The organism is Streptomyces sp. NPDC048671, assembly GCF_055587045.1.
The window spans coordinates 130,736-153,722 of sequence record NZ_JBVJHB010000018.1 but is presented as its reverse complement, the minus strand read 5'-3'; the positions used below and the strand labels follow the sequence as shown (position 1 = coordinate 153,722).

The following is a 22,987-nucleotide window of genomic DNA, read 5'->3' as shown; positions in this document are numbered from 1 at the left end:
CACCCCTCGTCTCACAACGCCTGTCGTCACGCATTTCGTTCCGGAGCGGCGCTCGGGGTCAGCCGGCGCCCAGGGCGGGGGCGGGGGCGCCCGGGTACTCCGGCGGCGGGCTCAGCCGCTGCCCCGGCCAGCCCCCCATCTCGTACTTCAGAAGCTTGCGGGCCTTCTCGGGGTCCGTCTCGCCCTCGCCGTACGAGGGACAGAGCGGGGCGATCGGACAGGCACCGCAGGCGGGCTTGCGGGCGTGGCAGATGCGGCGTCCGTGGAAGACGACGCGGTGCGAGAGCATCGTCCACTCGCTCTTGGGGAAGATCGCCGCGACCTCCGCCTCGACCTTCACCGGATCCTCCTGCTCGGTCCACTTCCAGCGGCGCACCAGCCGTCCGAAGTGGGTGTCGACAGTAATTCCAGGCACTCCGAAAGCGTTGCCCAAGACCACGTTGGCGGTCTTGCGCCCGACGCCCGGCAGCGTCACGAGATCCTCCAGCCGTCCGGGCACCTCGCCGTCGAAGTTGTCCCGGATGGCGGCGGAGAGGCCGAGCAGCGACTTGGTCTTGGCGCGGAAGAAGCCGGTCGGCCGGATGATCTCTTCCATTTCCTCCGGGACGGCCGCGGCCATGTCCTCGGGGGTGGGGTAGGCGGCGAAGAGCGCGGGGGTGGTCTGGTTGACCCTCAGGTCGGTGGTCTGGGCGGAGAGGACCGTGGCGACGAGGAGCTCGAAGGCGTTCCTGAAGTCCAGCTCCGGGTGGGCATACGGGTAGAGCTCGGCGAGCTCACGGTTGATCCGGCGAGCCCTGCGGACCATGGCCAGGTGGGATTCCGGCTTGGCCTTGGCGTTGGGATTCGGCTTGGCCTTGGCCTTGGCGTTCGGCTTCGTCGCCGAGCCGGGGCTACGGCCACCCTCAGATCCCACCCGTTTCATCCGCTCCGCCGGGCTTTTTGTCGCATTTTTCGGTTCGCTTGCAGCCTGTTCGCCCACAGCGGAATTACGGCCTTCCGACACCCCATCAACCCCCTTGGCCTGCGCTCTCACCGGCGTTCCCGACACCCGGCCAGCCTAGAGCCAGCCACTGACATCCGCCCCGGTCACTGCCGATCCACCCCCAATCGGCCCCCTGCCGTACGTTCCGGGACGCGCGTGCGTCAAACTGGTTTGTGATTGATCGCACTGTTTTACCGTCCGGCATGATGGGGACCACGGTTCCCTGAACAGGCCGACAAGGAGAGAACTCGTGGACGACGTTCTGCGGCGCGCCCCGCTTTTCGCGGCGCTCGATGATGAGCAGGCCGCGGAGCTCCGCGCCTCGATGAGTGAGGTGACCCTCGCGCGCGGCGACGCGCTGTTCCACGAGGGTGACCCGGGCGACCGCCTCTATGTGGTCACCGAGGGCAAGGTGAAGCTCCACCGCACCTCCCCCGACGGCCGCGAGAACATGCTGGCCGTCCTCGGTCCCGGCGAGCTGATCGGTGAGCTGTCGCTCTTCGACCCGGGCCCGCGTACCGCCACCGCGACCGCGCTGACCGAGGTGAAGCTCCTCGGCCTCGGCCACGGCGACCTCCAGCCCTGGCTGAACGTACGCCCCGAGGTGGCCACAGCTCTGCTGCGCGCCGTCGCCCGGCGCCTGCGCAAGACCAACGACCAGATGTCCGACCTGGTCTTCTCCGACGTGCCGGGCCGGGTGGCCCGTGCGCTCCTCGACCTGTCGCGCCGCTTCGGCGTGCAGTCCGAGGAGGGCATCCACGTCGTGCACGACCTGACGCAGGAGGAGCTGGCCCAGCTGGTCGGCGCCTCCCGCGAGACGGTCAACAAGGCCCTCGCCGACTTCGCCGGCCGCGGCTGGCTGCGGCTGGAGGCCCGTGCGGTGATCCTTCTCGACGTGGAGCGGCTGGCCAAGCGGTCCCGCTGACCCCGTCGTACCCAGCGTCCAGGGGCCCCGCCGACCACTAGAACTCAAGACCCGGCGGGGCCCCTCACGCATGACGCAAGCCGGTCTCAGATCGGGCGGTGCTCAGCAAGCCGATCTCCGATCAGGCCGGGAGTCAGATCAGGCCGGGAGTCAGATCAGACCGGTCTCAGATCAGGCCGGGAGTCAGATCAGGCCGTGCTCGTCCAGGTACTCCAGCTGCGCCAGCACCGAGAGCTCCGCCGCCGGCCACAGTGACCGGTCCACGTCCGCGTACACGTGCGCCACCACCTCCGACGACGTCCGGTACCCCGCCTCCACCGCCGTCTCCACCTGGGCCAGCCGGTTCGCGCGGTGCGCCAGGTAGAACTCGACCGCGCCCTGCGCGTCGTCCAGCACCGGACCGTGCCCCGGCAGCACCGTGTGCACCCCGTCGTCGACCGTCAGCGAGCGCAGCCGCCGCAGCGAGTCGAGGTAGTCCCCCAGCCGCCCGTCCGGATGCGCGACCAGCGTCGTCCCGCGGCCGAGGATCGTGTCCCCCGTCAGCACCGCGCGGTCGGCGGGCAGATGGAACGAGAGCGAATCCGCGGTGTGACCCGGGGTCGGCACCACGTACATCTCCAGCCCCCCGGTCGTGATCACGTCACCCACGCCCAGGCCCTCGTCACCGAGGCGCAGCGCGGGGTCGAGCGCGCGCACCTTCGTACGGGTCAGCTCGGCGAACCGTGCCGCGCCCTCGGCGTGGTCGGGGTGGCCATGGGTGAGGAGCGTGAGCGCGATCCGGCGGCCCGCCCGCTCGGCGGTGTCGATGACGGCCCGCAGGTGGACGTCGTCCAGCGGTCCCGGGTCGATGACCACCGCGAGATCGGAGTCGGGCTCGGCGACGATCCAGGTGTTGGTGCCGTCCAGCGTCATCGGCGACGCGTTGGGCGCGAGGACGTTGACCGCACGGGTGGTGGCGGGGCCGGACAGCACCCCGCCGCGCGGCTGTCCGGGCAGCGCTGCCGCGTCGCTCATGCCGCCCCACCGCCCGCGCCGCCCGCCGGGATGTGTTTGGTGAACTCCGCGTGCCCCGGCCAGCTCAGCACCAGCTCGTCGCCCTCCAGGCGCGCCTGTGCGAGTACGGGGGCGAGGTCCTGGGCCGATGCCGCCTCCAGGGCCTGCGCGGCGGTGGCGTGGGCCCTGAGCGCGCGCAGCGTCGAGACGGTCGGCGGCATCATCAGCAGGTCGCCGCGGTCGTAGCCGTCGGCCGCCTCTCCCGGGCGGATCCACACCGTGCGGTCGGCCTCCGTGGAGGCGTTGCGGGTGCGCTGGCCGGCGGGGAGCGCGGCCACGAAGAACCAGGTGTCGTAACGGCGCGGTTCGAACTCCGGAGTGATCCAGCGCGCCCACGCGCCGAGCAGGTCCGAGCGCAGGACCAGTCCCCGGCGCTCCAGGAACCCGGCGAACGACAGATCCCGTGCGACGAGCGCCTCGCGGTCGGCCTCCCAGTCCGCGCCGGTGGTGTCCGTGACGACGGTGTCCGCGGTCGGGCCCGCGAGCAGGACGCCCGCCTCCTCGTACGTCTCGCGGACCGCCGCGCAGACGATCGCCTGCGCCTCGGCGGCCGTGGCGACACCGAGCCGCTGCGCCCAGCTCTCCAGCGCGGGTCCGGCCCAGCCGACGAGCCGGTCGTCGTCGCGCGGGTCGACCCCGCCACCCGGATAGGCGTACGCCCCTCCGGCAAAGGCCATCGAGGTGCGCCGGCGCAGCATGTGGACAGTGGGTCCGCCCCCGGTACCCTCGGCGGCGTCCCGGAGCAGCATCACGGTGGCGGCCCGCCTGGGGGTCGCGGCCGTCAGTTCGCCGGTGGCGAGGGCCCGGATCCGGTCGGGCCATTCCGGTGGGTACCACTGACCATTGGACATGGCCGGAGGCTATCCGGAACCGTCACGATGTTCGAGGGGGTCGGTGATCCGTACATGCCCTGTACACAGATGATCCGCCGTGCGATCAGTCCGCACACAGATGATCCGCCGTGCGATCAGTCCGCCGCGCCGTTGATCCGCTCCGGCACACAGAAGATCCCGCCCGGTCGTCGTGACCGGACGGGATCAGGAGGGGCGGCGGCGAGGAGCCGGCTCAGGCCCCGGTGAGTTCGACCTGGACCTCGACCTCGACGGGTGCGTCCAGCGGCAGCACCGCGACGCCCACGGCACTGCGCGCGTGCACGCCCTTGTCGCCGAGCACCGCACCGAGCAGTTCGCTCGCGCCGTTGATCACGGCGGGCTGGCCGGTGAAGTCGGTGGCCGAGGCGACGAAGCCGACGACCTTCACGACGCGTGCGATCCGGTCCAGGTCGCCCGCGACCGACTTCACCGCGGCGAGCGCGTTGAGCGCGCAGGTCTTCGCCAGCTCCTTGGCCTCGTCGGGCGTGACCTCCGCGCCGACCTTGCCGGTGACGGCCAGCTTGCCGTCCACCATCGGCAGCTGGCCCGAGGTGTACACGTACACCCCGGACCGCACGGCCGGCTGGTACGAGGCCAGCGGCGGCACGACGTCCGGCAGGGCCAGCCCGAGCTCGGCGAGCTTCGCCTCGACGGCGCCCGCCACTACTGCTTCTCCCGCTTCAGGTAGGCCACGAGCTGCTCGGGGTTGTTCGGGCCGGGAACGACCTGGACCAGCTCCCAGCCGTCCTCGCCCCAGGTGTCCAGAATCTGCTTGGTCGCGTGCACGAGAAGGGGCACGGTCGCGTATTCCCACTTGGTCATGGCCCGACTGTAATGCCTGTGCAATCCACGGGACGCGCAGCCTCGTGCGTAGCCTGCGGTACGACTGGTTAGGCTCGAATACGTGAGCAGGTTCCAGGTCGTCAGCGGCAAGGGCGGTACCGGTAAGACCACGGTTGCCGCCGCCCTCGCGCTCGCCCTCGCGACCGAGGGCAGGCGCACCCTCCTCGTCGAGGTCGAGGGCAGACAGGGCATCGCCCAGCTCTTCGAGGCGGACTCCCTCCCCTACGAGGAGCGCAAGATCGCCGTCGCACCGGGCGGCGGGGAGGTGTACGCCCTGGCGATCGACGCCGAGCGGGCCCTCCTCGACTACCTCCAGATGTTCTACAAACTCGGCAGCGCGGGCCGGGCGCTCAAGAAGCTCGGCGCGATCGACTTCGCCACCACGATCGCGCCCGGCGTCCGGGACGTCCTGCTGACCGGCAAGGCGTGCGAGGCCGTGCGCCGCAAGGACAAGCAGAACCGGTTCGTCTACGACTACGTGATCATGGACGCCCCGCCGACCGGCCGCATCACCCGCTTCCTCAACGTGAACGACGAGGTGGCGGGGCTGGCCCGGATAGGCCCGATACACAATCAGGCCCAGGCCGTGATGCGGGTGCTGAAGTCCCCGGAGACCGCGGTCCATCTGGTGACCCTGCTGGAGGAGATGCCGGTCCAGGAGACCGCCGACGGCATCGCCGAGCTCCGGGCGGCCGAACTGCCGGTGGGCCGGGTCATCGTGAACATGGTGCGCCCGCATCTGCTGGACGAGGACGCGCTGCGCACCGCCGCGGGCGGCCGCCGCAGGGAGATCGCCAAGACGCTGACCCGGGCCGGCGTGACCGGCGCCGCGGGCCTCGTGCGCCCGTTGGTCGAACAGGCCGCCGAGCACGCCCAGCGGGTCGAGCTGGAGCGGGAACAGCGCGCCGTGCTGGCAGACCTCGGACTGCCGGGTTACGAGCTCCCGCTGATCGGCGAGGGCGTGGACCCGGCCGGACTGTACGAGCTGGCGATGGAGCTCCGTAAGCAAGGCGCGGGCGAAGGACCGGCGGGACAAGGGATGGGTTCATGACAGCTGATGCAGACAGAGACGCGGACGCGGACGTAGACGTGGACGACGAAGACGTGGGCGCGGACGTGGACGTGGACGAAAACGCGACGACAACCGCAACCACCCCGACCCCCGAACCCGACCCCGCAACCACCCTCACCCCCGCCCCCACCGCTGTCCCCGCCCTGGACACCGACGCTCTCCTCGACGACCCGGGCATCCGGATCATCGTGTGCTGCGGTTCGGGCGGAGTCGGCAAGACCACCACCGCCGCGGCGCTCGGCGTGCGCGCGGCCGAGCGCGGTCGCAAGGTCGTCGTCCTCACCATCGATCCGGCCCGCAGGCTCGCCCAGTCCATGGGCATCGAGACGCTGGACAACATCCCCCGCCGGGTCAAGGGCATCGAGACACGGGGCACCGGCGAGCTGCACGCGATGATGCTCGACATGAAGCGGACCTTCGACGAGATCGTCGAGGCGCACGCGGACGGCGAGCGGGCCCGCGCGATTCTGGAGAACCCCTTCTACCAGTCCCTGTCGGCCGGTTTCGCGGGCACGCAGGAGTACATGGCGATGGAGAAGCTCGGTCAGCTCCGGGCGCGCGAGGAGTGGGACCTGATCGTCGTCGACACCCCGCCGTCGCGTTCCGCCCTCGATTTCCTGGACGCGCCGAAGCGGCTCGGCTCGTTCCTGGACGGGAAGTTCATCAAGCTGCTGATGGCCCCCGCGAAAATGGGCGGCCGGGCCGGGATGAAATTCCTCAACGTGGGCATGTCGATGATGACCGGGACGCTCGGCAAGCTGCTCGGCGGCCAGTTCCTGAAGGACGTACAGACCTTCGTCGCCGCGATGGACACCATGTTCGGGGGATTCCGCACCCGTGCCGATGCCACGTACAAGCTTCTCCAGGCGCCCGGTACGGCGTTCCTCGTCGTCGCCACGCCGGAGCGGGACGCGCTCCGCGAGGCGGCGTACTTCGTGGAGCGGCTGGCCTCGGAAAACATGCCGCTGGCGGGTCTGGTCCTCAACCGGGTGCACGGCAGTGAGGCCGCCCGGCTCTCGGCCGAGCGCGCGCTGGCCGCCGCAGAAAATCTTGATGCGACCGGCATTGTGGATCAGGCGGCCGGGAAGGCTGGACTTCGTGAGCCCGCCGACTCCCCCGAGGCCGGGACCGCACAGACCACGAACACCGCTGGAGCCACCACCCCCGACCCGTCCGCCGGAGCCGCCCCCGCCGACCCCTCGGATCATGCCTCAGAATCGGAGCATGCCTCGGAATCTGAGCATGCCTCGGAACACGAACCGACCTCCGTCGAGCAGCTGACTGCCGGTCTGCTGCATCTGCACGCCGAAAGGATGCAGGTGGTCGCGCGCGAACAGCACACACGTGACGGGTTCACCGCGCTGCATCCCGAGGTGGCCGTGACCGCGGTGGCCGCGCTGCCCGGAGATGTCCATGACCTCGCAGGGCTGCGGGTCATCGGGGACCGGCTCGCGACCGGTTCCACCCCGGCCGGAGCTGCGTAGCCATCCCGTGATCCGTATCCGTAACCCGTAGTACGCCTCAGGACGTCTAGTACGTCTCAGGACGTCCGTACCGCGTGGTCCGCCCTTCGCGGGACCGGACCGGACCGCCGTCCACCGCCCGGGGCTACCCCACGGCGGCGAACGTCTCGTGCAGTTCGTCGTCCTCCAGCCCGATCGCCACGGGCAGGATGCCCGTGGACCGCTCGTACTCGCTGCGTGCGGTCTCCAGCAGCCGGCGCCAGGACGTGACGGTCGGGCGCCTGCGCAGCAATGCGCGGCGCTCCCGCTCCGTCATTCCGCCCCACACGCCGAACTCGACGCGATTGTCCAGCGCATCGGCCAGGCACTCGGTCCGCACCGGACATCCGGTGCACACCGCCTTGGCTCTGTTCTGCGCTGCCCCTTGTACGAACAGTTCATCCGGATCGGTAGTGCGGCAGGCTGCCTGCGCACTCCAGTCGGTTACCCAGCCCATCCCGGCGCCGTCCTCTCCCGAATCGAGGCTCCCCCACGGCGACAGCGGCATATTCACCGTTGCCAGTTGAGGACGTTACGGAAGGTGGCGACAGCACAACACCCCCTTCGGGCCCAATCTTGAATGGCCCGAACGGACTATGCGTATGCGGCAGATCACCCAGGGGAGTGATGTGAGGACATGCACGACTATCCCGTCAGAATCGGGACAGACCATCTGAGCCACAACGGACGTTCGATGACACACGAGGCGATTTCGGGAGCGCCTGAATCGTGGCCGGGTCGTGCACAGGCTCATGCAGGGGGGTTGATACGAAACCGGACTGCTGTGACAGTTGAGAGCAGCTTAGGCCAAGGCATATACGTGTGTCCGGCGAATGAGAACGTAGGCTGCCCCCATGCCAAAGAAGCGCTCGGGCGGGGGTCTCACGACGACCCAGCAGGCCGCCAAGTTCCTCGGTGTCGCCGCACTCTCCGGAGTGGTCCTGGCGGGCATCGCGCTGCCGGCCGCCGGAGCACTGGGTCTCGCCGCCAAGGGAACGGTCGACGGATTCGACGAGATCCCGGCCAATCTGAAGACTCCGCCGCTGAGCCAGCGAACCACGATCCTGGACAACCAGGGTGGCCAGATCGCCACGGTCTACTCGCGTGACCGCACCGTGGTGCCGCTCAAGGCCATCTCCCCGTACATGCAGAAGGCGATCATCGCGATCGAGGACGCCCGGTTCTACGAACACGGCGCGGTCGACCTCAAGGGCATCCTGCGCGCGATGAACCGGAACGTTCAGTCAGGAGGGACCGCACAGGGGGCGTCGACCCTCACCCAGCAGTACGTGAAGAACGTCTTCGTCGAGGAGGCGGGCGACGACCCGGCCAAGGTCGCCGAGGCCACCCAGCAGACGCTCGGCCGCAAGGTCCAGGAGCTGAAGTACGCGATCCAGGTCGAGGAAGAGCTCGGCAAGAAGAAGATCCTGGAGAACTACCTCAACATCACCTTCTTCGGACAGCAGGCGTACGGGGTCGAGGCGGCCTCGCAACGCTACTTCTCGAAGTCGGCGAAGGACCTGAAGGTGGAGGAGGCGGCGCTGCTGGCCGGCATCGTGCAGTCGCCCAGCCGCTACGACCCCGTCAACGACACGGAGGAGGCGACCAAGCGCCGCAACACCGTGCTCCAGCGGATGGCGGATGTCGGGGACATCTCGAAGAGCGAGGCGACCAAGGCCCAGGCGACCCCGATCAAGCTGAAGGTCAAGCGGCCGCAGAACGGCTGCATCACCGCCGTCAGCGGCTCCGGCTTCTTCTGCGACTACGTCCGGCAGATCGTCACGGGCGACCCCGCCTTCGGTAAGACCGCGCAGGACCGCGCCAAGCTCTGGGCGGTCGGCGGGCTCACCATCAAGACGACGCTGGACCCGCGCTCGCAGGCCGCCTCCAACGAGGCCGCCACGTCCCGGGTCAACAAGGACGACGCGATCGCCGACGCGGTCGTGCAGGTGAAGCCCGGCACGGGCCAGATCTTGGCGATGGCCCAGTCCCGCCCGTACGGGCTGGACGCTTCCAAGCACCAGACCGTGCTGAACCTCAACGTCGACCACAAGTCGGGCGGCACCAACTTCGGCTTCCAGGTGGGTTCGACCTTCAAGCCGATCACCGCGGCTGCGGCACTGGAGAAGGGCATCAGCCCGGCGCAGAGCTTCACCACGGACCACCAGATCAGCCTGCCCGCCGACGCCTTCCGCACCTGCGACAACCAGCCCGCGGACACCATCCCGTGGAGCGTGGAGAACGAGCTGGAGTCGGAGAAGGGCACCTTCGACATGACCAGCGCGCTGGGCAAGTCGGTCAACACCTACTTCGCCAAGCTGGAGGAGAAGACAGGCCTCTGCGAGACCCTCTCGATGGCGAAGAAGGTCGGCTACATCCGCGGCGACAACAAGCCGCTGAAGCAGGCCCCCGCCACCACCCTCGGCGGCCAGGAGTCGACACCGCTGGCGATGGCGTCGGTGTACGCCACCTTCGCCAACCGCGGCAAGTACTGCTCCCCGATCGCGATCCTCTCGGTGACCAAGCCGGACGGCAAGCAGATCGACGTACCGAAGTCGAAGTGCACGCAGGCCATGAGCGAGCACACGGCGGACACCATCAACCAGATGCTCAAGGGCGTCGTGGCGGACGGAACCGGACAGCAGGCCGGTCTCAAGGACCGTGACAACGCGGGCAAGACCGGTACCACCGACGAGCGCAAGAACGCCTGGTTCGTCGGCTACACACCGAACCTGTCCACGGCGGTCTGGGTCGGCAGCGACGGCGCCAAGCAGCTCCCGATGAGCAACATCACCATCGGCGGCCAGTACTACGCCGACGTCTGCGGTGGCTGTCTGCCCGGCCCGATCTGGAAGACGGCGATGACCGGCTCCCTGAGCGTCTCGGAGACCCCTGCCTTCAACGCGGTCGACGTACCGCGGGCCAAGCCGAAGGCAGACAAGGACAAGAACAAGGACAAGAACAAGCCGGGCGACGGCGACAACAAGCCCGGTGACGACGACCCCTTCCCCGGCATCAGCATCCCGCCGGGCCTGGTCGGCGGGAACAACGGCCACGCCCGCGGTCAGGACAACGGCGGGTCTCAGGGTCCCTGACCTGTCACCGCCGTGGACATGAAGGTGGGGCGCACCCGTACCGGGTGCGCCCCACCTTCGTATGTACCGGCCTTCCGCGGCCGCCTCAGCCCGCGAGCAGCTTCTTGACGAGGGCGGCCACCCGGCCACCCTCCGCACGCCCCGTGACCTTCGGGTTCACGATCTTCATCACGGCGCCCATCGCACGGGGCCCCTCGGCGCCGGCGGCCTTCGCCTCGTCGACGGCGGACGCCACGATGGCGGCCAGCTCGTCGTCGCCCAGCTGCTGCGGGAGGTAGGCGTCGAGCAGCTCGCCCTCCTTCTTCTCCCGCTCGGCCTGCTCGGTCCGGCCGCCCTGGGAAAAGGCCTCGGCCGCCTCGCGGCGCTTCTTCGCCTCCCTGGCGATCACCTTCTGCACCTCGTCGTCGGAGAGTTCGCGGGCCGACTTGCCGCTGACCTCCTCCTTGGTGATCGCGGTGAGCGTCAGCCGGAGCGTGGACGAGGTCAGCTCGTCGCGCGCCTTCATGGCCGTGGTGAGGTCTTCCTTGAGCTTGGACTTGAGCGTGGTCATGGGGTGATTGTGGCAGGTGCGGGGCGCCCGCCGCCCGCCGGTTTTCCTGTCCGCACGCACTGTCTGCGACGATGGGCGCATGCGCGCACGCTACGGAGTACCCCTGAAAATCACGGCGGTCACCGCCGCGGCCGGCGCCGTCGGCCTCGCCTACGCGGCCGGATTCGAGGCCCGCTCGTTCCGCCTGCGAAGGGTCACTGTCCCCGTACTCCCGCACGGAGCACGTCCGTTGCGCGTCCTCCAGATCTCCGACGTGCACATGGTGAGCGGCCAGCGCAAGAAGCGCGCCTGGCTGCAGTCCCTGGCCGGGCTGCGCCCGGACTTCGTCGTGAACACCGGCGACAACCTCTCGGACCCGGAGGCCGTACCGGAGCTGCTCGACGCGCTCGGACCGCTGATGGAGCTCCCGGGTGTGTACGTGTTCGGCTCGAACGACTACTACGGCCCCAAGCTCCGCAACCCCGCCCGCTACCTCTTCGAGAAGACCGCGGGCAAGCACGGCCTCAACGGGAACGCCCCGGCGGTCGGCGTCGTCCACAACCCGTGGGAACCGATGCGGGACGCCTTCGACGAGGCGGGCTGGCTGAACCTGTCCAACACCCGCGGCCGCCTCAAGCTCGACGGCCTGGAGCTCGCCTTCACCGGCCTGGACGACCCGCACATCAAGCGCGACCGCTACGCGGAGGTCTCGGGCGGCCCCGAGTCGGGCGCCGACCTCTCCATCGGCGTGGTCCACGCCCCCTACCTGCGCTCCCTGGACGCCTTCACCTCGGACGGCTACCCGCTCATCCTGGCCGGCCACACCCACGGCGGCCAGCTCTGCATCCCCTTCTACGGGGCCCTGGTCACCAACTGCGACCTGGACACGGACCGCGTGAAGGGCCTCTCCTCCCACTCGGTCGACGGCAACCGCGCCTACCTCCACGTCTCGGCCGGCTGCGGCACCAACCGCTACACCCCGGTCCGCTTCGCCTGCCCCCCGGAGGCCACCCTGCTGACCTTGACGGCCCGGGACGCATAGCCCCCGCACAACACCCCTCGCGCGAACCCTGCGCACCCCCTCCTCGCACATACCCCTCGCACGTACCCCTCGCCCGCACCCTTCGCACGTACCCCGCCCCGGTATCTCTCACCCGCACCCCGATCGGCACAAAAACCGGATTTCGTCTCCGGCCGCCGGTGGGCTAAAGTAATCGATGTCGCCGGGACACCGACGACGATCGGGGTGTAGCGCAGCTTGGCAGCGCGCTTCGTTCGGGACGAAGAGGTCGTGGGTTCAAATCCCGCCACCCCGACAGCCGTAAGACCAGGTCAGGGGCCTGATCCACTTAGTGGATCAGGCCCCTGAGTGGTTTCCGGGGGCGTCTTGGGAGCCGTTTGGGAGCCGACTTCGGATTCCGGCTCCCGTATCGGGGCCCCCGTTGTCAGTGCCCGCCACTACCGTCACTGGGGACAGTTCCCCCTCGACCGTGAGTGGTGAGCAAGGCATGGCAGACCGAGTGGCCGAGGACAGCGCAGATCCTCGCAAGGTGTTCGTGATCCACGGACGAAACGAACTCGCACGCAAAGGGCTCTTCGAGTTCCTGCGGGCGCTGGGGCTCGATCCCATCGAGTGGTCCGAGGCCATCCAAATGACCGGCAAGGGCTCCCCATACATCGGCGAGGTCCTGGACACAGCCTTCTCAAACGCGCAAGCGGTGGTCGTCCTCCAGACCCCCGACGACGTCACCTACCTGCACGAGAGCCTCACCTACGCCGCCGACCCCGAGTGCAGCCCGCAGATGCAGCCCCGGCCGAACGTCCTGTTCGAGGCGGGCATGGCCATGGGCCGGGACGAGAACCGCACCGTCATCGTGGAGCTCGGGCAGATGAAGGTCTTCAGCGACATTCACGGCCGGCATGTGATCCGCCTCGACAACTCCACGAGAAAGCGTCAGGACCTCGCGATGCGTCTGCAGACGGCTGGGTGTGCTGTGCGCCTGACCGGCACGGACTGGCATGACGTCGGCGACCTCACTCCCCCAGTGCCGCCAGGCGGCGGGCTTCCGCTGGGGCGGAAGCTGCCGTCGTCGCAGGCGGCCGGCGCCCCCAGGCTGAGTGCCCGATACGTCGACAATGGGCCGAGGAAAATGGGGACGGTCGTGATCACCAACCACGGACCCGGGGACGTCTACGACCTTGATGTGGAAGCCGAAGAGTCGGCCGAGCTGGTCACACGCAACGAGGGTGAGTTCCCGGTGCCGAAGTTGCCCGCCGGTAAGTCGGTGCGCGTGATGAGCGCCCGCTCCATGGGGATGGGGGCAAGCTCGTATTTCAACGTAGTCCTGACGGGCAAGACCGCCGATGGGGTGCCGATCAGGGTTGAAGAGTTCGTGGACGGGGCCTGACATGGAGATTCCGATGAGCCTGCCTCTCGACCACGACGGTTTCGTGCGTCGGGAGTGTCCTCACTGCATCAGCCAGTTCAAGTGGCACCACGGGCCGGCGAACGAAGAGGCCGAGCAGCAGTCGTCGCCCACCGCCTACTACTGCCCTCTTTGTGGTCAGCCGGCGGGGCTGGACTCCTGGTGGACGCAGGAGCAGATCGACTACACCAGGGGCGTGATGGCTCCTGCCGCAGCGCGCATGGTGGAGGACGAGCTGAAGAACGTCTTCAAGCGGACCCGCAGCAAGTACGTAAAGGTCAGCGTCAAGGACGGCGTGGAGTCTCCAGAAGTGCCTTCGCCGCTGACCGAGCCTGACGACATGGTCATCGTGACATCCCCCTGCCACTCGTTCGAGCCCGTGAAGGTTCCCGAAAACGCCTCAGGCCCGTACCACTGTCTCGTATGCGGCCAAGCCTTCGCCGTCTGACCCCAGGCAGTTGAGGCTGCCGGTACATGATGCGCCTGTGCCTCACGGCGACCGCGTGAGGCACAGGCGTCGCGCATCATCCGGGACCATCAGCTTCCGGGCTCCGCAGCTCAGCCATAACGCCCTGTAAAGCCATGCCGGTACCAGCGGGGCAGGACGACTCAGGCGTCGGCTCCGCCGAAGCGCTCGCGGTAGGACTCCAAGTCCTCCTCCGAGATCTTCGCGAAGAGCACCGGCGGCACGGTGAAGGCCGTACCGGCCGGAACGGCGTCCAGGGACTTGGCCTGCTCGGCGGTCACCCAGGTCGCAGTGTCGCCTTCCAGAGCGAAGGCACCGCGCATGGCGGCGGCCGAGGCCGGGATGAACGGCTCGGAGACAACCGCGTAGAGGTGGATCAGGTTCATCGCCGTACGCAGAGTCAGGGCAGCGCCCTCCGGGTCGGTCTTGATCTCCAGCCAGGGGGCCTTCTCCTCCAGGTAGGAGTTGCCCGCCGACCACAGGGTGTGCAACGCCGCCCCTGCCTTTCGGTACTGGAGGGGTGATTCATACGATCCAAGACCCCTCTCCCAGCAGGGCCGCACTCCGGACCGGCGTCACCCCTGCGAACAGCGAAGTCCAGGTGCTCTCACCGCCCAGGCTTCGCCTCGGCCTGTGCTACCTCCGTGCACGCAGGAGGGCGTCGAGCACGTGCACGGGCGACGTGGGACACATCGCCAGGCGGGCAGCGAGTGCTGCCTCCCACTGCTCGGTCAGGCCGAGCATGAGGCGCTTTCGCATGCCAGGGGTGACATGGGCATAGCGCGCCGAGACGGAGCCGTCGATGTGTCCCATGCGCTGGTCCATGAGGACCTTCTCGGTGCCGAGGCCCTCCATCACGGTCCTATGGGCGTGGCGCAGTCCGTGAGGCGTGAGGCCCTTGGCGATCGGGAGCCAGCAGGCGTCAGCTCGTTGGCCGGCGCCCCGCCCTCGCGCGGGGACTCCTGGCCACGGCTCGCCGAGTAGCGGCACGGGTCGTGCCTCCTGCGGGGCCTTCTTCGGGTACCAGCCCGATACCGCCGGGGTGAACAGCCACGTCGCGAAACCGTTCCTGCGCCAGTGGGCCGCAGGCTCCACCACCGCGCCGCCTCGTACGAACCCGAGGTCCGTGATGGCCTCCTCCACCCGCATTCGCGTCGCCTCAGCGACGCGATCGGGGTGGTTGAGGACGTTGGATACCGTCCCCGTGGAGATTTCGGCACGGCGTGCGACGTCGACGAGTTTCGCACCGTGGTGGCCGCCCGTACGAGCCGTGCCCTGCCCGCGGAAGATGTAGGTCCTACCGTGGCAGGGGCAGGGCGTCGGCTTCGTGCGGGCGATGTGATTGGCGACCAGGGCGGACAGCCAGTCCATCGAGTCGAGGGTGCGATAGCTGTCGTCCTTGGGCGGGCAGCGCACCATCTCGCCCGAGTCGAGTTCGTACAGCTGCCATTCGACACGGACGGAGCCAGGTCGAGTGAACTCGGTCTCCAGGCCGACTATTTCGCCCCAGCGCATGCCGGTGTATCCCTTGAGGACGACGGCGACGAACTCGTCATCTCGGCCGGACAGCAGTGCTGCTCGTTCGGCGATCAACAGGATGCCGAGCGGATCGGTGACGACCTTCTCCGGGCCTCGGTCACGGGAGCGGCCCGCGCGCTTGCCCCGCCCACGCCGCCTGGTCGCCGGGTTCGACGTGATCAGTCCTTCGTCGATCGCGTCCTCGTAGATCAGGTGGAACGTCGAGCGCCAGGTCTTGACGCTGGAGGCCGCGTACAGAGCCCTTTCCTTCTTCTCCCACCGGTCGACGTCCGAGCGCAGGATGCCGGCGAGCGCATGGTCCCCGAAGTCGGGAAGCAGGTGCTCCTCGATGTGGCGCTTGTAGTTCTGCATGGTCGATGCGGCCAGGTCCTGGGCCTCGTACCAGCGGCTCGCGTACTCGCCGAACGTCTCCTGGCCGAGTGCCGGGTCACGCCAGTCGCCGCGCCGGTATTTGTTCTCGGCCTCGCTCGCGGCGCGCTGAGCCTCGCCCTTGGTGGCGAACTTGATCGCCTTGCCCTGCTCGTCGACGACCGTGAGGTGCTTCCCAGGTCCGGTCTTGTACCGGCCGCGCCAGTAGTTCGCGCGCTTCTCCGCGAAACCCACGCTCCTCCTCTCCCTTGGTACGCGGTCGTGTCAGGCGACGGTGCTGAACTGGCTCTGCCTGGCGCGGGCCGGAGGCCGCGCCCGCAGGCGGGTTGTGGGCGCGGCACGCTGGGGCGCTTCCGCCTGCTGGGCGTCGGTCTTGGCGACGGTCCGAGCTGTGACTGGCTGGTGTGCCCGTGCGGGCCGTTCCTCGTGGAGGCGGATGATCTCTGCGAGGTGTTCTGCGGTGAAGCGGTACGCGCGGCCGACCCGAGTGAAGGGGATCAGCCGCCGGCGGGCCCTGTCCTTGACCCACCAGGCAGAGCAGCCGAGAACAGCAGCGATGTCCTCGGGACGGTAGAGGCGGGGCGGCGCTACGCCGGTGCCTGACTGCTCAGCCATGCGAGATCGCCTCCTTCGCGGTACGGAGGCGGAACGGCAACGGGGCAGGGGGAATGGCCTCTCGGCGCAAGGAGGTTCCTTCTCTGGCGCGGCCGTGCGGAGACGGGTACGCCGGCCTTGGTGTTTCAGGTACGGGCGAGGTGATGTGCGTAGCGGCTGCCGGGTGTTGGCCCACCCAGGGAGCGCTGTTGGGGCTCGTTCGGCTAACTCGTCTCGGCGAGCAGGGCGAGCGGGGAGAGGCCGAGAGCGGCTGCGATGGCGACGAGGTCGTCGACATCGCAGCGGCGCTGTCTGCATTCGATGCGGGACAGCATCGTGATGGTCATGGGCCGGCCGAGCGCGGTGACACGTTCGGCCAGCTGGCGCTGGGCGAATCCGCGCGCTGTGCGGGCACGGGTAATGGCGCGGGCGGTCAGCACGCCAGCCGGACCAATTCCCAAAGGACTCTCAGGCATGGGTCAGTTGTAGCTCTGCATTGCCGGTTTGGGTAACCGGCAATGTGCTGCTATGTTTCGCATCTTTTTTGTCAGATCTGGCCCCCAGGCTCCTTGCGAGCGGCGCAACATAGACCGGAATTGGCGGATGACCAAATCACCTGCTGCCCTCATGCTGGTAGCACCTACGTGGCCTCGACGTGGGCATCTTGCATCGCGCGCTCACCAGCGCCGCCCACGGATTCGCTTGCCAACTGCCCGATTTATGCAACTTCTTGGTCAACCGGCGATTCGGGTCTACCGTTTTAAGGAAGCCGCGCACGACACGTTCGCCGAGAGCTGTTTGCTTTCCCGGCGGAATGCTGGACTTGTGCGGGGAAGATGTGGCTGTCTTGGCCATGCGCCCGGAAACCCCTGCGGTTCCGAGCACATGAAAAAGCCCCCGGCGGGCCAACGCCGGGGGCCAAGAAGTCCCTACCGATATCGCCCGTACCTGAACGATCAAGACGGTGGCGGTCATAACGCCACCGGGTGAGGAACTGTGCATGCCCCAACAAGCTACTGCCTTCGTGGCCGTAGTCGCATCCCCGTCGCCGAACTCGTCTGCTCGGCCCACGAAGGCGGGGCGATAGACATGGCGCGGATACGCACCATCAAGCCGGAAGCCTTCATCTCCGAGTCGCTGGCCGCGGTGAGCGTCCATGCCGAGCGGACCTTCTTCGGCCTGCTTACGCAGGCGGACGACCACGGCCGCTTCCGCGACCAGGCCGCTGTCATCGCCGGCGCCCTCTGGTCCCTGCGCCCCGAGCACGGCCCGCTGGAGGTCGAGGACGACCTCACGCAGCTCGACAGTGCGGGTCTGATCTGCCGGTACGAAGGCGACGACGGCAAGCGGTACCTGCACATCGTCACCTGGGCCCGTCACCAGAAGATCAACCGGCCCAGCGGCAGCCGCTGCCCGGCCTGCCCGCGCCACCAGGGCAGCCGGTCGGACGAGGCGGCCTCACCTGTTCACGGAGCCCTCCATGAACAGGCCGTGAGCCCTCACGGTGGACGCCCTGATGCGTCACGCGGACGCAGCGAGCCCTCCGTGAACCGGGAAACCGCAGGTCAGGGCAATTTCAGTGAGCCCTCACCACAACGCTGGGAGACTGCGGTGAGGACTCAGGGTCCGGATCTAGGACCTAGGATCCTGGATCTAGGATCACCTCCGGTGGGGAGCGCAAGCGCCCCCACGCCCCCTGCCGTCTCGGGTTCGGTCTCGGCCAAGGACCTGGTCGCCGAGCACGTCGCCGCATGCCAACACCGCCCGCCCAGCGACGTCCTCGGCCGCCTCGGCAAGGTGGTCAGCAAACTGCTCGGCGAGGGGGTGTCCCCCGACCACATCAGGGCCGGGATGGACCGCATGCGTACCAAGGGGCTGTCCGCTGGGCTGCTGCCGAGCCTGGTCGACGAGGCCATGAACGCTCCACGGGCAGCTGCCGCCCCGCACCGAGCATGGACCAACCCGGCGCCCGCTGACGTCGAGGCGGCCTACGGAGGGCAGCTGTGACCACAGCCACCACCAGCCGGGAGCCGCAGCGCATGAACACCCTCGCCGCCCGCCTCGGCACGATCCTCGCCGAACGGGGCATCGATCCAACTACGTCACCTGCCGAGGCCCCTTCGGAACGGGTGACCGCGCTGGAACTGGCCGCGGCCCGCATCCCACCCCGCTACCGCCACGCGCTCGCCGGCCACCAGCAGGTTGCCGCCTGGGTCGACGAGGTGGCCCTCGCCGCACGGCCCGGCCCGAGCGGCACCCGGGGCATCGCACTGGGACCGTCCCTGCTAATCGCCGGGCCCACCGGCACCGGCAAGACACACCAGGCGTACGGCGCGGTGCGCTCGCTGCTGACCGCCGGGGTACGGCTGCGGTGGGAGGCAGCCACCACAGCCGACCTGTACGCCCGCTTGCGCCCACGCCCCGGCCACGACGCCGAGCGCGACCTCGCCACCCTCAGCACCTGCCCGCTGCTGATCCTGGACGACCTCGGCGCAGCCAAGCAGTCGGAGTGGACCGAGGAGATCACGTACCGGCTGATCAACCGCCGCTACACCGACCTGCTCCCCACCCTCCTCACGACCAACCTGCCGACCGCCGCGCTCCGCGACGCCGTCGGCGACCGCGTCGCCTCCCGTCTCGCCGAGATGACCACCACCGTCGTCCTCACCGGCGCCGACCGCAGACGCCAGCTCGCCGCCTGACCGCACGGCGCCGCCCCGCACCAGCTCACCTTTACCACACCGCCCGTCCGCGCCCACGCCTGCCCACACGGCGCGGCGGGCCCTTTGGAGACCCCTGCATGACGGAACTTGCCATGCCCGCACTCGGGCACTGGAACGCGATACCTATCGCGCTCGCCGCCCTCCTGGCCACCTGCACAGTGCTGCTGGTCAGCTGGCTGATCCACCGACGCGCTCCCCGAAACCACGCCAAGCGACAGCCCGGAACACCCGCGGTCAGGGTCGCCGCACTGGCCGCGGTCGGATGCACTGCCTACAGCGCCGACACCAGCTGGCGGTTCGCCGCCGACTACCTCGACATGAGCGGCACCACCGAGCGCACCGCGATGTTCGCCGCCGCGGAACTCGCCCTCTTCGCCACGGCCCTGCTGGCGCGACAGAACCTGCACGGCCCGAAGCAAGCACCCGGCCTGCCCGGCGTCCTGACCTGGGTGATCACCGCTGTACAGGTGATCCCCGCGTACGCCGAGTCAGGTGTGGTCGGCGGCACGGTGCGGGCCTTCGTGGGACCGATCATGGCCGCACTGCTCTGGCACCAGGCCATGGGCATCGAACTACGCATCCGCACGCCCGAGGCGGCCTCCCACAGCCTCCTCGCCCGGATAGGGCGCGAAGCACGCGAACGCGGCCTCTCGCGCCTTGGGGTCGCCGAACACGATCGTGACGCCGCGCAGATCAGCCGCGACCGTGCCACCCGCAGGGCCGTCGCCCTGGCCGCGCACCTTGCGGAGCGAACCCCGAATCAGCGGGCCAGCTGGCGAGGCCGGCGAACCGCGCGACGGCTTTCCCGCGCCGTCGCCCAAGCGTCTGTGGGAATCAACCAGCGCCAGCGCGAAGTGCTGCTGCACCAGCTTGCCGTCCGCCGCCACGCGACAGAGCTGGCCACGATCGAACTGCCATCGCCTTGGAACGCCTTCACTCCAAACGAAGGCGCCATGCGCCACGTCGAGACGACTCCGCCGCGCAGCCGATCGGGTGCAGGTTTCGACTTGACGAGCGAGGAAGCCGAGGAGCACGCCGACTCCCACCCTCGTCTTGAGTCCCTGCCTCCTCGATCCGTGCAGAACCAACTTCCCCTGCACGATTCGGTCCCCACCCGCGAGACCACCGAGCCGTCCCACGAGGACGACGTCCCTGCGGCGCAACGCTACGGACGTCCTCCCGGTGCCGAGATGGACGAACTCCTCGCAATCGGCCGCGCGGCCATCGCCATGCACGGAACAGCCACCCGCGCCGTGCTACGGAACGCCATCCGCGAGGCCGACCTCCCCATCTCCGAGGACCGGCTCACCGAACTCAAGGCCCTCCTGGCGGCAGAACAGGGTTGCGAAACCGCCGTCCCCACGGGTTGACCGGATATCCGGTCAGCCCTGAACGTCGAACGGGGGCCGTGGGACCAGCACCCCGTCTGGTCCCACGGCCCCGCCCCATTCGCGCCGCTTGACCAGGCACGCACGGTCCTCCCTCGCGACTCACCGCTCGAACCAGCGGGCGTTGGGGACGGACGCTGCCCGTACGTCGACCTCGTCCGCTGCCCTCTCCCCTCAACCAGGAGCTGCTCTCCATGCAGGATTCGTGCACCAACAGCCCAGAGCATCAAAAAGAGAACCAAGCCACGCCAGCCCAAAGCGAAGCAAGTTGGAGGTTCGGACACTCCCCCGCAGGGGGAGCGTCCGAACCCGGCCCCGCCCCAGGGGTGGCGGGGCCCGACCAGCGCCAGGGGGCGCGGGACGGGAGGGCTGCGACCGAGGGCGGTTCGCAGCCAAGTACGGCCAGCCACATGCGCCTGAGCAAGGGGAAATCCCGCCCGCGCGACAAGAAGCAGCGTCCCGCCCACAGCGTCCGACTCAACGAACGTGAACGCACCCTCATCCAGGCCGGCGCCGATGCCGTCGGCATGAGTATCGCCGGATTCCTCGCCCACTCCGCCCTGGCCGCCGCCCGTGACCAGACCCGCACCGCCGCCACCATCGCCGCCGACCACGACGTCCTCACCGAGCTCTTCGCCACCGGCCGCAAGCTCGGCTGGGCCGGCAGCAACCTCAATCAGATGACCATGACCCTCAACTCGGGCGGCGACATCGACAGCGCCCGCATCGAGGAAACCCTCACCTACGTCCGCCGCGCGGCCACCGCCACCAGGGCGGCCGTTGAGCGGATCAACAACCGCCAGATGGACGAGGCCGCTTGATTCCCCGCATCCACAAGCAAGGCAGCAGCACCCGCGGCCTGCTCAACTACCTCTACGGCAAGGGCACCCGCGAAGAGCACGTCGACCCGCACCTGGTCGCCTCCTTCGACGACATGGCGCCTGACCCCGGCCGCGACCCCTCCGCGACGAAGGAAGACCTCCAGCGGCTTCTCGACCAGCCACTGCACCTCCTTGACACAGACCAGCGGCCCGACCAGCACGTGTGGCACTGCTCCGTCCGCGCAGCTCGCACCGACCGCATCCTGAGCGACGAGGAGTGGGGCGACATTGCCCGCCGAATCGTGGCCGCCACCGGCATCGACTCCGGCGGCCCAGACGACGCCGGGTGCCGGTGGGCCGCCGTCCGCCACGCCGACGACCACATCCACGTCATCGCCACCCTCGTACGCGAGGACGGCCGCCGCCCCGACCACCACCGCTCCGGCCAGCGCGCCCAGGCCGAAGCCCGGCTCATCGAAGCCGACTACGACCTGTACCGCGTTGCCCCGGGCGACGGCACCGCGGCCATGCGGCCCACCAGCGCCGAGCGTCACAAAGCCGAACGCCAAGGGCGAGAGCGCACAGTGCGGGAGGAGCTGCGCGAGACCGTGCGCGGCGCGTCGGCCGGCGCCGCCTCCACAGATGAGTTCTTCGACCGTCTGGCTGCCGACGGCCTCCTGATCCGCAAGCGGATCGCACCCTCGGGCGATCTGCTCGGCTACAAGGTCGCGCTGCCCGGTGACCGCAACAAGGACAACGAGCCGGTCTTCTATGCCGGCTCCACCCTCGCACCCGACCTGTCCCTGCCCCGCATCCGCGAACGCTGGTCCCTCCAAGCAGAAGCAGACACCGAGGGCGGTTCCGAGCCGGTGCAGCCCGCCCTGCCGCAGGTGACCCATCCCGCGTTCGCTCGACGCAGGGCTGCGGCTGCCAGCTGGCAGGCCCTACTGATCATCGACCACGGCGACGACGGAATGGCGGCGGCACAGATCGCCGCAGCGAGTGAGGTCCTGGACGCGCTCGCCAAGACCTCCGCGGCCCACACCCGTGCACAACTCCGGGAGGCGGCGTTCGTGTTCGAGCGGGCCAGCCGCTCCCATATCCGCGCTGCACGCGGGCATGACCACGCCCTGCGGCAGGCCGCACACGATCTCGTCCACAGTGGCCCCGCACTCGGCCGCGGCGAAGACGGAGCCACCACGGCGATGGTCATCGACATGGCCATCTTCCTCGCCATCGCCGCAGCGAACTGGCACGCCAAAAGGCACCACAGCCAGCAGGCAGCCGCAGCCCAGCAAGCCGCCGAACACCTACGCACCGCCTACCAGGCTGCTGCGGCCCACCCCATCGCCGCCCTCCGCCAGCGAGGCCAGCGGATGGCACCGCGTATTCGAGAGCGGCAAGCCGATCTCCTGCACCAGGCACTGCCAGAGCTCGCCGAACGGATCCAGGCCGAGCCCGGCTGGCCCGCCCTGGCCGCCACCCTCACCGACGCCCGCCAAGCGGGCCACGACCCCGGCGCACTGCTCGCCGACGCCGCCCGGCGACGCGAGCTAGGCAGCGCCGACTCCATCAGCGATGTCCTCGTCTGGCGCCTACGCCGCATCGCCCACCTGCCCGCGGCAGCACCCGAGCACCTCCAGACCGCAGGCACCCGAGACGGCCGGCACATCCCGACACCGGCCTCCGCCACACCGCCCGCGGCTCAGGCGTCGAACCACTCCAGCCGCCGGCACTGACCCGGGGAAACGGGCGCAACATAGCCGACGATCGCCGGTTAGCCCAACC

At 69.2% G+C, this 22,987-nt stretch carries 22 protein-coding genes, 1 tRNA gene and 1 pseudogene; 13 read left to right on the top strand and 11 right to left on the bottom strand.

Annotated elements, in window-relative coordinates; genetic code table 11:
* Positions 1 to 58 precede the first annotated feature (58 nt).
* Positions 59 to 922: an endonuclease III gene (gene nth / locus ACZ6S6_RS31880; RefSeq protein ID WP_469708286.1), complete on the bottom strand. Its 864-nt coding sequence runs from the start codon at positions 920 to 922 to the stop codon at positions 59 to 61.
* 310 nt (positions 923 to 1,232) lie between these two features.
* Here nth and ACZ6S6_RS31875 point away from each other — a divergent pair, with 310 nt between their 5' ends.
* Positions 1,233 to 1,907: a Crp/Fnr family transcriptional regulator gene (locus tag ACZ6S6_RS31875; RefSeq protein WP_123460131.1), complete on the top strand. Its 675-nt coding sequence runs from the start codon at positions 1,233 to 1,235 to the stop codon at positions 1,905 to 1,907.
* A 183-nt stretch (positions 1,908 to 2,090) separates the two neighbouring features.
* On the opposite strand, the gene ACZ6S6_RS31870 is transcribed toward ACZ6S6_RS31875, so the two are convergent.
* The 4 genes from ACZ6S6_RS31870 to ACZ6S6_RS31855 all read right to left on the bottom strand — a co-directional run bounded on the left by ACZ6S6_RS31870 (position 2,091) and on the right by ACZ6S6_RS31855 (position 4,654).
* The gene (locus ACZ6S6_RS31870) at positions 2,091 to 2,921 is read right to left on the bottom strand and encodes an MBL fold metallo-hydrolase (RefSeq protein WP_362967391.1); all 831 of its coding nucleotides are present in this window, start codon (positions 2,919 to 2,921) and stop codon (positions 2,091 to 2,093) included.
* Complete coding sequence (locus tag ACZ6S6_RS31865) at positions 2,918 to 3,811, bottom strand: NUDIX hydrolase (protein ID WP_469708283.1); 894 nt, start codon at positions 3,809 to 3,811, stop codon at positions 2,918 to 2,920. Before ACZ6S6_RS31865 ends, ACZ6S6_RS31870 begins: the two co-directional genes overlap by 4 nt.
* Before the next feature lie 214 nt (positions 3,812 to 4,025).
* Positions 4,026 to 4,496 (bottom strand): RidA family protein, encoded by a 471-nt coding sequence (locus ACZ6S6_RS31860; RefSeq protein WP_148019943.1) that lies wholly within the window; start codon positions 4,494 to 4,496, stop codon positions 4,026 to 4,028.
* Complete coding sequence (locus ACZ6S6_RS31855; protein WP_003991873.1) at positions 4,496 to 4,654, bottom strand: DUF4177 domain-containing protein; 159 nt, start codon at positions 4,652 to 4,654, stop codon at positions 4,496 to 4,498. The genes ACZ6S6_RS31860 and ACZ6S6_RS31855 overlap by 1 nt, the downstream gene beginning before the upstream one ends.
* 82 nt (positions 4,655 to 4,736) lie before the next feature.
* Here ACZ6S6_RS31855 and bagA point away from each other — a divergent pair, with 82 nt between their 5' ends.
* Together bagA and bagB are read left to right on the top strand one after the other, a co-directional pair.
* Positions 4,737 to 5,726 (top strand): ATPase BagA, encoded by a 990-nt coding sequence (gene bagA, locus ACZ6S6_RS31850; RefSeq protein WP_362967387.1) that lies wholly within the window; start codon positions 4,737 to 4,739, stop codon positions 5,724 to 5,726.
* Positions 5,723 to 7,231, top strand: a complete 1,509-nt coding sequence (bagB, locus tag ACZ6S6_RS31845) for an ATPase BagB (RefSeq protein WP_469708280.1) — start codon at positions 5,723 to 5,725, stop codon at positions 7,229 to 7,231. Before bagA ends, bagB begins: the two co-directional genes overlap by 4 nt.
* A 124-nt stretch (positions 7,232 to 7,355) precedes the next feature.
* Here the strand turns inward: bagB and ACZ6S6_RS31840 are convergent, their stop codons facing one another.
* Positions 7,356 to 7,706 (bottom strand): WhiB family transcriptional regulator, encoded by a 351-nt coding sequence (locus tag ACZ6S6_RS31840; RefSeq protein ID WP_018551136.1) that lies wholly within the window; start codon positions 7,704 to 7,706, stop codon positions 7,356 to 7,358.
* Between the two features lie 397 nt (positions 7,707 to 8,103).
* On the opposite strand from ACZ6S6_RS31840, the gene ACZ6S6_RS31835 reads away from it, so the two are divergent.
* Positions 8,104 to 10,344: a transglycosylase domain-containing protein gene (locus ACZ6S6_RS31835; protein WP_469708278.1), complete on the top strand. Its 2,241-nt coding sequence runs from the start codon at positions 8,104 to 8,106 to the stop codon at positions 10,342 to 10,344.
* A gap of 85 nt (positions 10,345 to 10,429) precedes the next feature.
* Here the strand turns inward: ACZ6S6_RS31835 and ACZ6S6_RS31830 are convergent, their stop codons facing one another.
* Positions 10,430 to 10,894 carry a GatB/YqeY domain-containing protein gene (locus tag ACZ6S6_RS31830; protein WP_469708277.1) on the bottom strand — a complete coding sequence of 155 codons (465 nt, stop codon included), beginning with the start codon at positions 10,892 to 10,894 and terminating at the stop codon, positions 10,430 to 10,432.
* Between the two features lie 79 nt (positions 10,895 to 10,973).
* On the opposite strand from ACZ6S6_RS31830, the gene ACZ6S6_RS31825 reads away from it, so the two are divergent.
* From ACZ6S6_RS31825 to ACZ6S6_RS31810, 4 genes are all read left to right on the top strand, one after another.
* Positions 10,974 to 11,915: a metallophosphoesterase gene (locus ACZ6S6_RS31825; protein ID WP_362963727.1), complete on the top strand. Its 942-nt coding sequence runs from the start codon at positions 10,974 to 10,976 to the stop codon at positions 11,913 to 11,915.
* A 200-nt stretch (positions 11,916 to 12,115) separates the two neighbouring features.
* Positions 12,116 to 12,189: transfer RNA gene (locus ACZ6S6_RS31820), tRNA-Pro, on the top strand.
* Between the two features lie 192 nt (positions 12,190 to 12,381).
* The gene (locus ACZ6S6_RS31815) at positions 12,382 to 13,281 is read left to right on the top strand and encodes a TIR domain-containing protein (RefSeq protein WP_469708275.1); all 900 of its coding nucleotides are present in this window, start codon (positions 12,382 to 12,384) and stop codon (positions 13,279 to 13,281) included.
* Between the two features lie 13 nt (positions 13,282 to 13,294).
* Positions 13,295 to 13,747: a hypothetical protein gene (locus ACZ6S6_RS31810; RefSeq protein ID WP_469708272.1), complete on the top strand. Its 453-nt coding sequence runs from the start codon at positions 13,295 to 13,297 to the stop codon at positions 13,745 to 13,747.
* 161 nt (positions 13,748 to 13,908) lie between these two features.
* On the opposite strand, the pseudogene ACZ6S6_RS31805 reads toward ACZ6S6_RS31810, so the two are convergent.
* The 4 genes and pseudogenes from ACZ6S6_RS31805 to ACZ6S6_RS31790 all read right to left on the bottom strand — a co-directional run.
* Positions 13,909 to 14,283, bottom strand: a pseudogene (locus ACZ6S6_RS31805) (methionine--tRNA ligase); the annotation flags it as partial.
* 118 nt (positions 14,284 to 14,401) lie between these two features.
* Positions 14,402 to 15,907 (bottom strand): LacI family DNA-binding transcriptional regulator, encoded by a 1,506-nt coding sequence (locus ACZ6S6_RS31800; protein ID WP_469708270.1) that lies wholly within the window; start codon positions 15,905 to 15,907, stop codon positions 14,402 to 14,404.
* A 30-nt stretch (positions 15,908 to 15,937) separates the two neighbouring features.
* Entirely contained in the window at positions 15,938 to 16,288 is a 351-nt protein-coding gene (locus ACZ6S6_RS31795) for a helix-turn-helix domain-containing protein (protein WP_362963737.1), read from the bottom strand.
* Between the two features lie 203 nt (positions 16,289 to 16,491).
* Complete coding sequence (locus tag ACZ6S6_RS31790; RefSeq protein ID WP_073733580.1) at positions 16,492 to 16,743, bottom strand: helix-turn-helix domain-containing protein; 252 nt, start codon at positions 16,741 to 16,743, stop codon at positions 16,492 to 16,494.
* A 613-nt stretch (positions 16,744 to 17,356) separates the two neighbouring features.
* On the opposite strand from ACZ6S6_RS31790, the gene ACZ6S6_RS31785 reads away from it, so the two are divergent.
* The 5 genes from ACZ6S6_RS31785 to ACZ6S6_RS31765 all read left to right on the top strand — a co-directional run bounded on the left by ACZ6S6_RS31785 (position 17,357) and on the right by ACZ6S6_RS31765 (position 22,938).
* Positions 17,357 to 18,274: a hypothetical protein gene (locus ACZ6S6_RS31785; RefSeq protein WP_469708268.1), complete on the top strand. Its 918-nt coding sequence runs from the start codon at positions 17,357 to 17,359 to the stop codon at positions 18,272 to 18,274.
* On the top strand, positions 18,271 to 18,969 hold the full coding sequence (locus ACZ6S6_RS31780) for an ATP-binding protein (protein WP_311656000.1): 699 nt from the start codon (positions 18,271 to 18,273) through the stop codon (positions 18,967 to 18,969). The genes ACZ6S6_RS31785 and ACZ6S6_RS31780 overlap by 4 nt, the downstream gene beginning before the upstream one ends.
* A 98-nt stretch (positions 18,970 to 19,067) precedes the next feature.
* Positions 19,068 to 20,360, top strand: a complete 1,293-nt coding sequence (locus ACZ6S6_RS31775; RefSeq protein ID WP_469708266.1) for a hypothetical protein — start codon at positions 19,068 to 19,070, stop codon at positions 20,358 to 20,360.
* 428 nt (positions 20,361 to 20,788) lie between these two features.
* Positions 20,789 to 21,199, top strand: coding sequence for a mobilization protein (locus tag ACZ6S6_RS31770; protein WP_362963743.1), 411 nt, complete (start codon positions 20,789 to 20,791; stop codon positions 21,197 to 21,199).
* Positions 21,196 to 22,938 carry a mobilization protein gene (locus tag ACZ6S6_RS31765; protein ID WP_469708263.1) on the top strand — a complete coding sequence of 581 codons (1,743 nt, stop codon included), beginning with the start codon at positions 21,196 to 21,198 and terminating at the stop codon, positions 22,936 to 22,938. The genes ACZ6S6_RS31770 and ACZ6S6_RS31765 overlap by 4 nt, the downstream gene beginning before the upstream one ends.
* Positions 22,939 to 22,987: the final 49 nt, after the last annotated feature.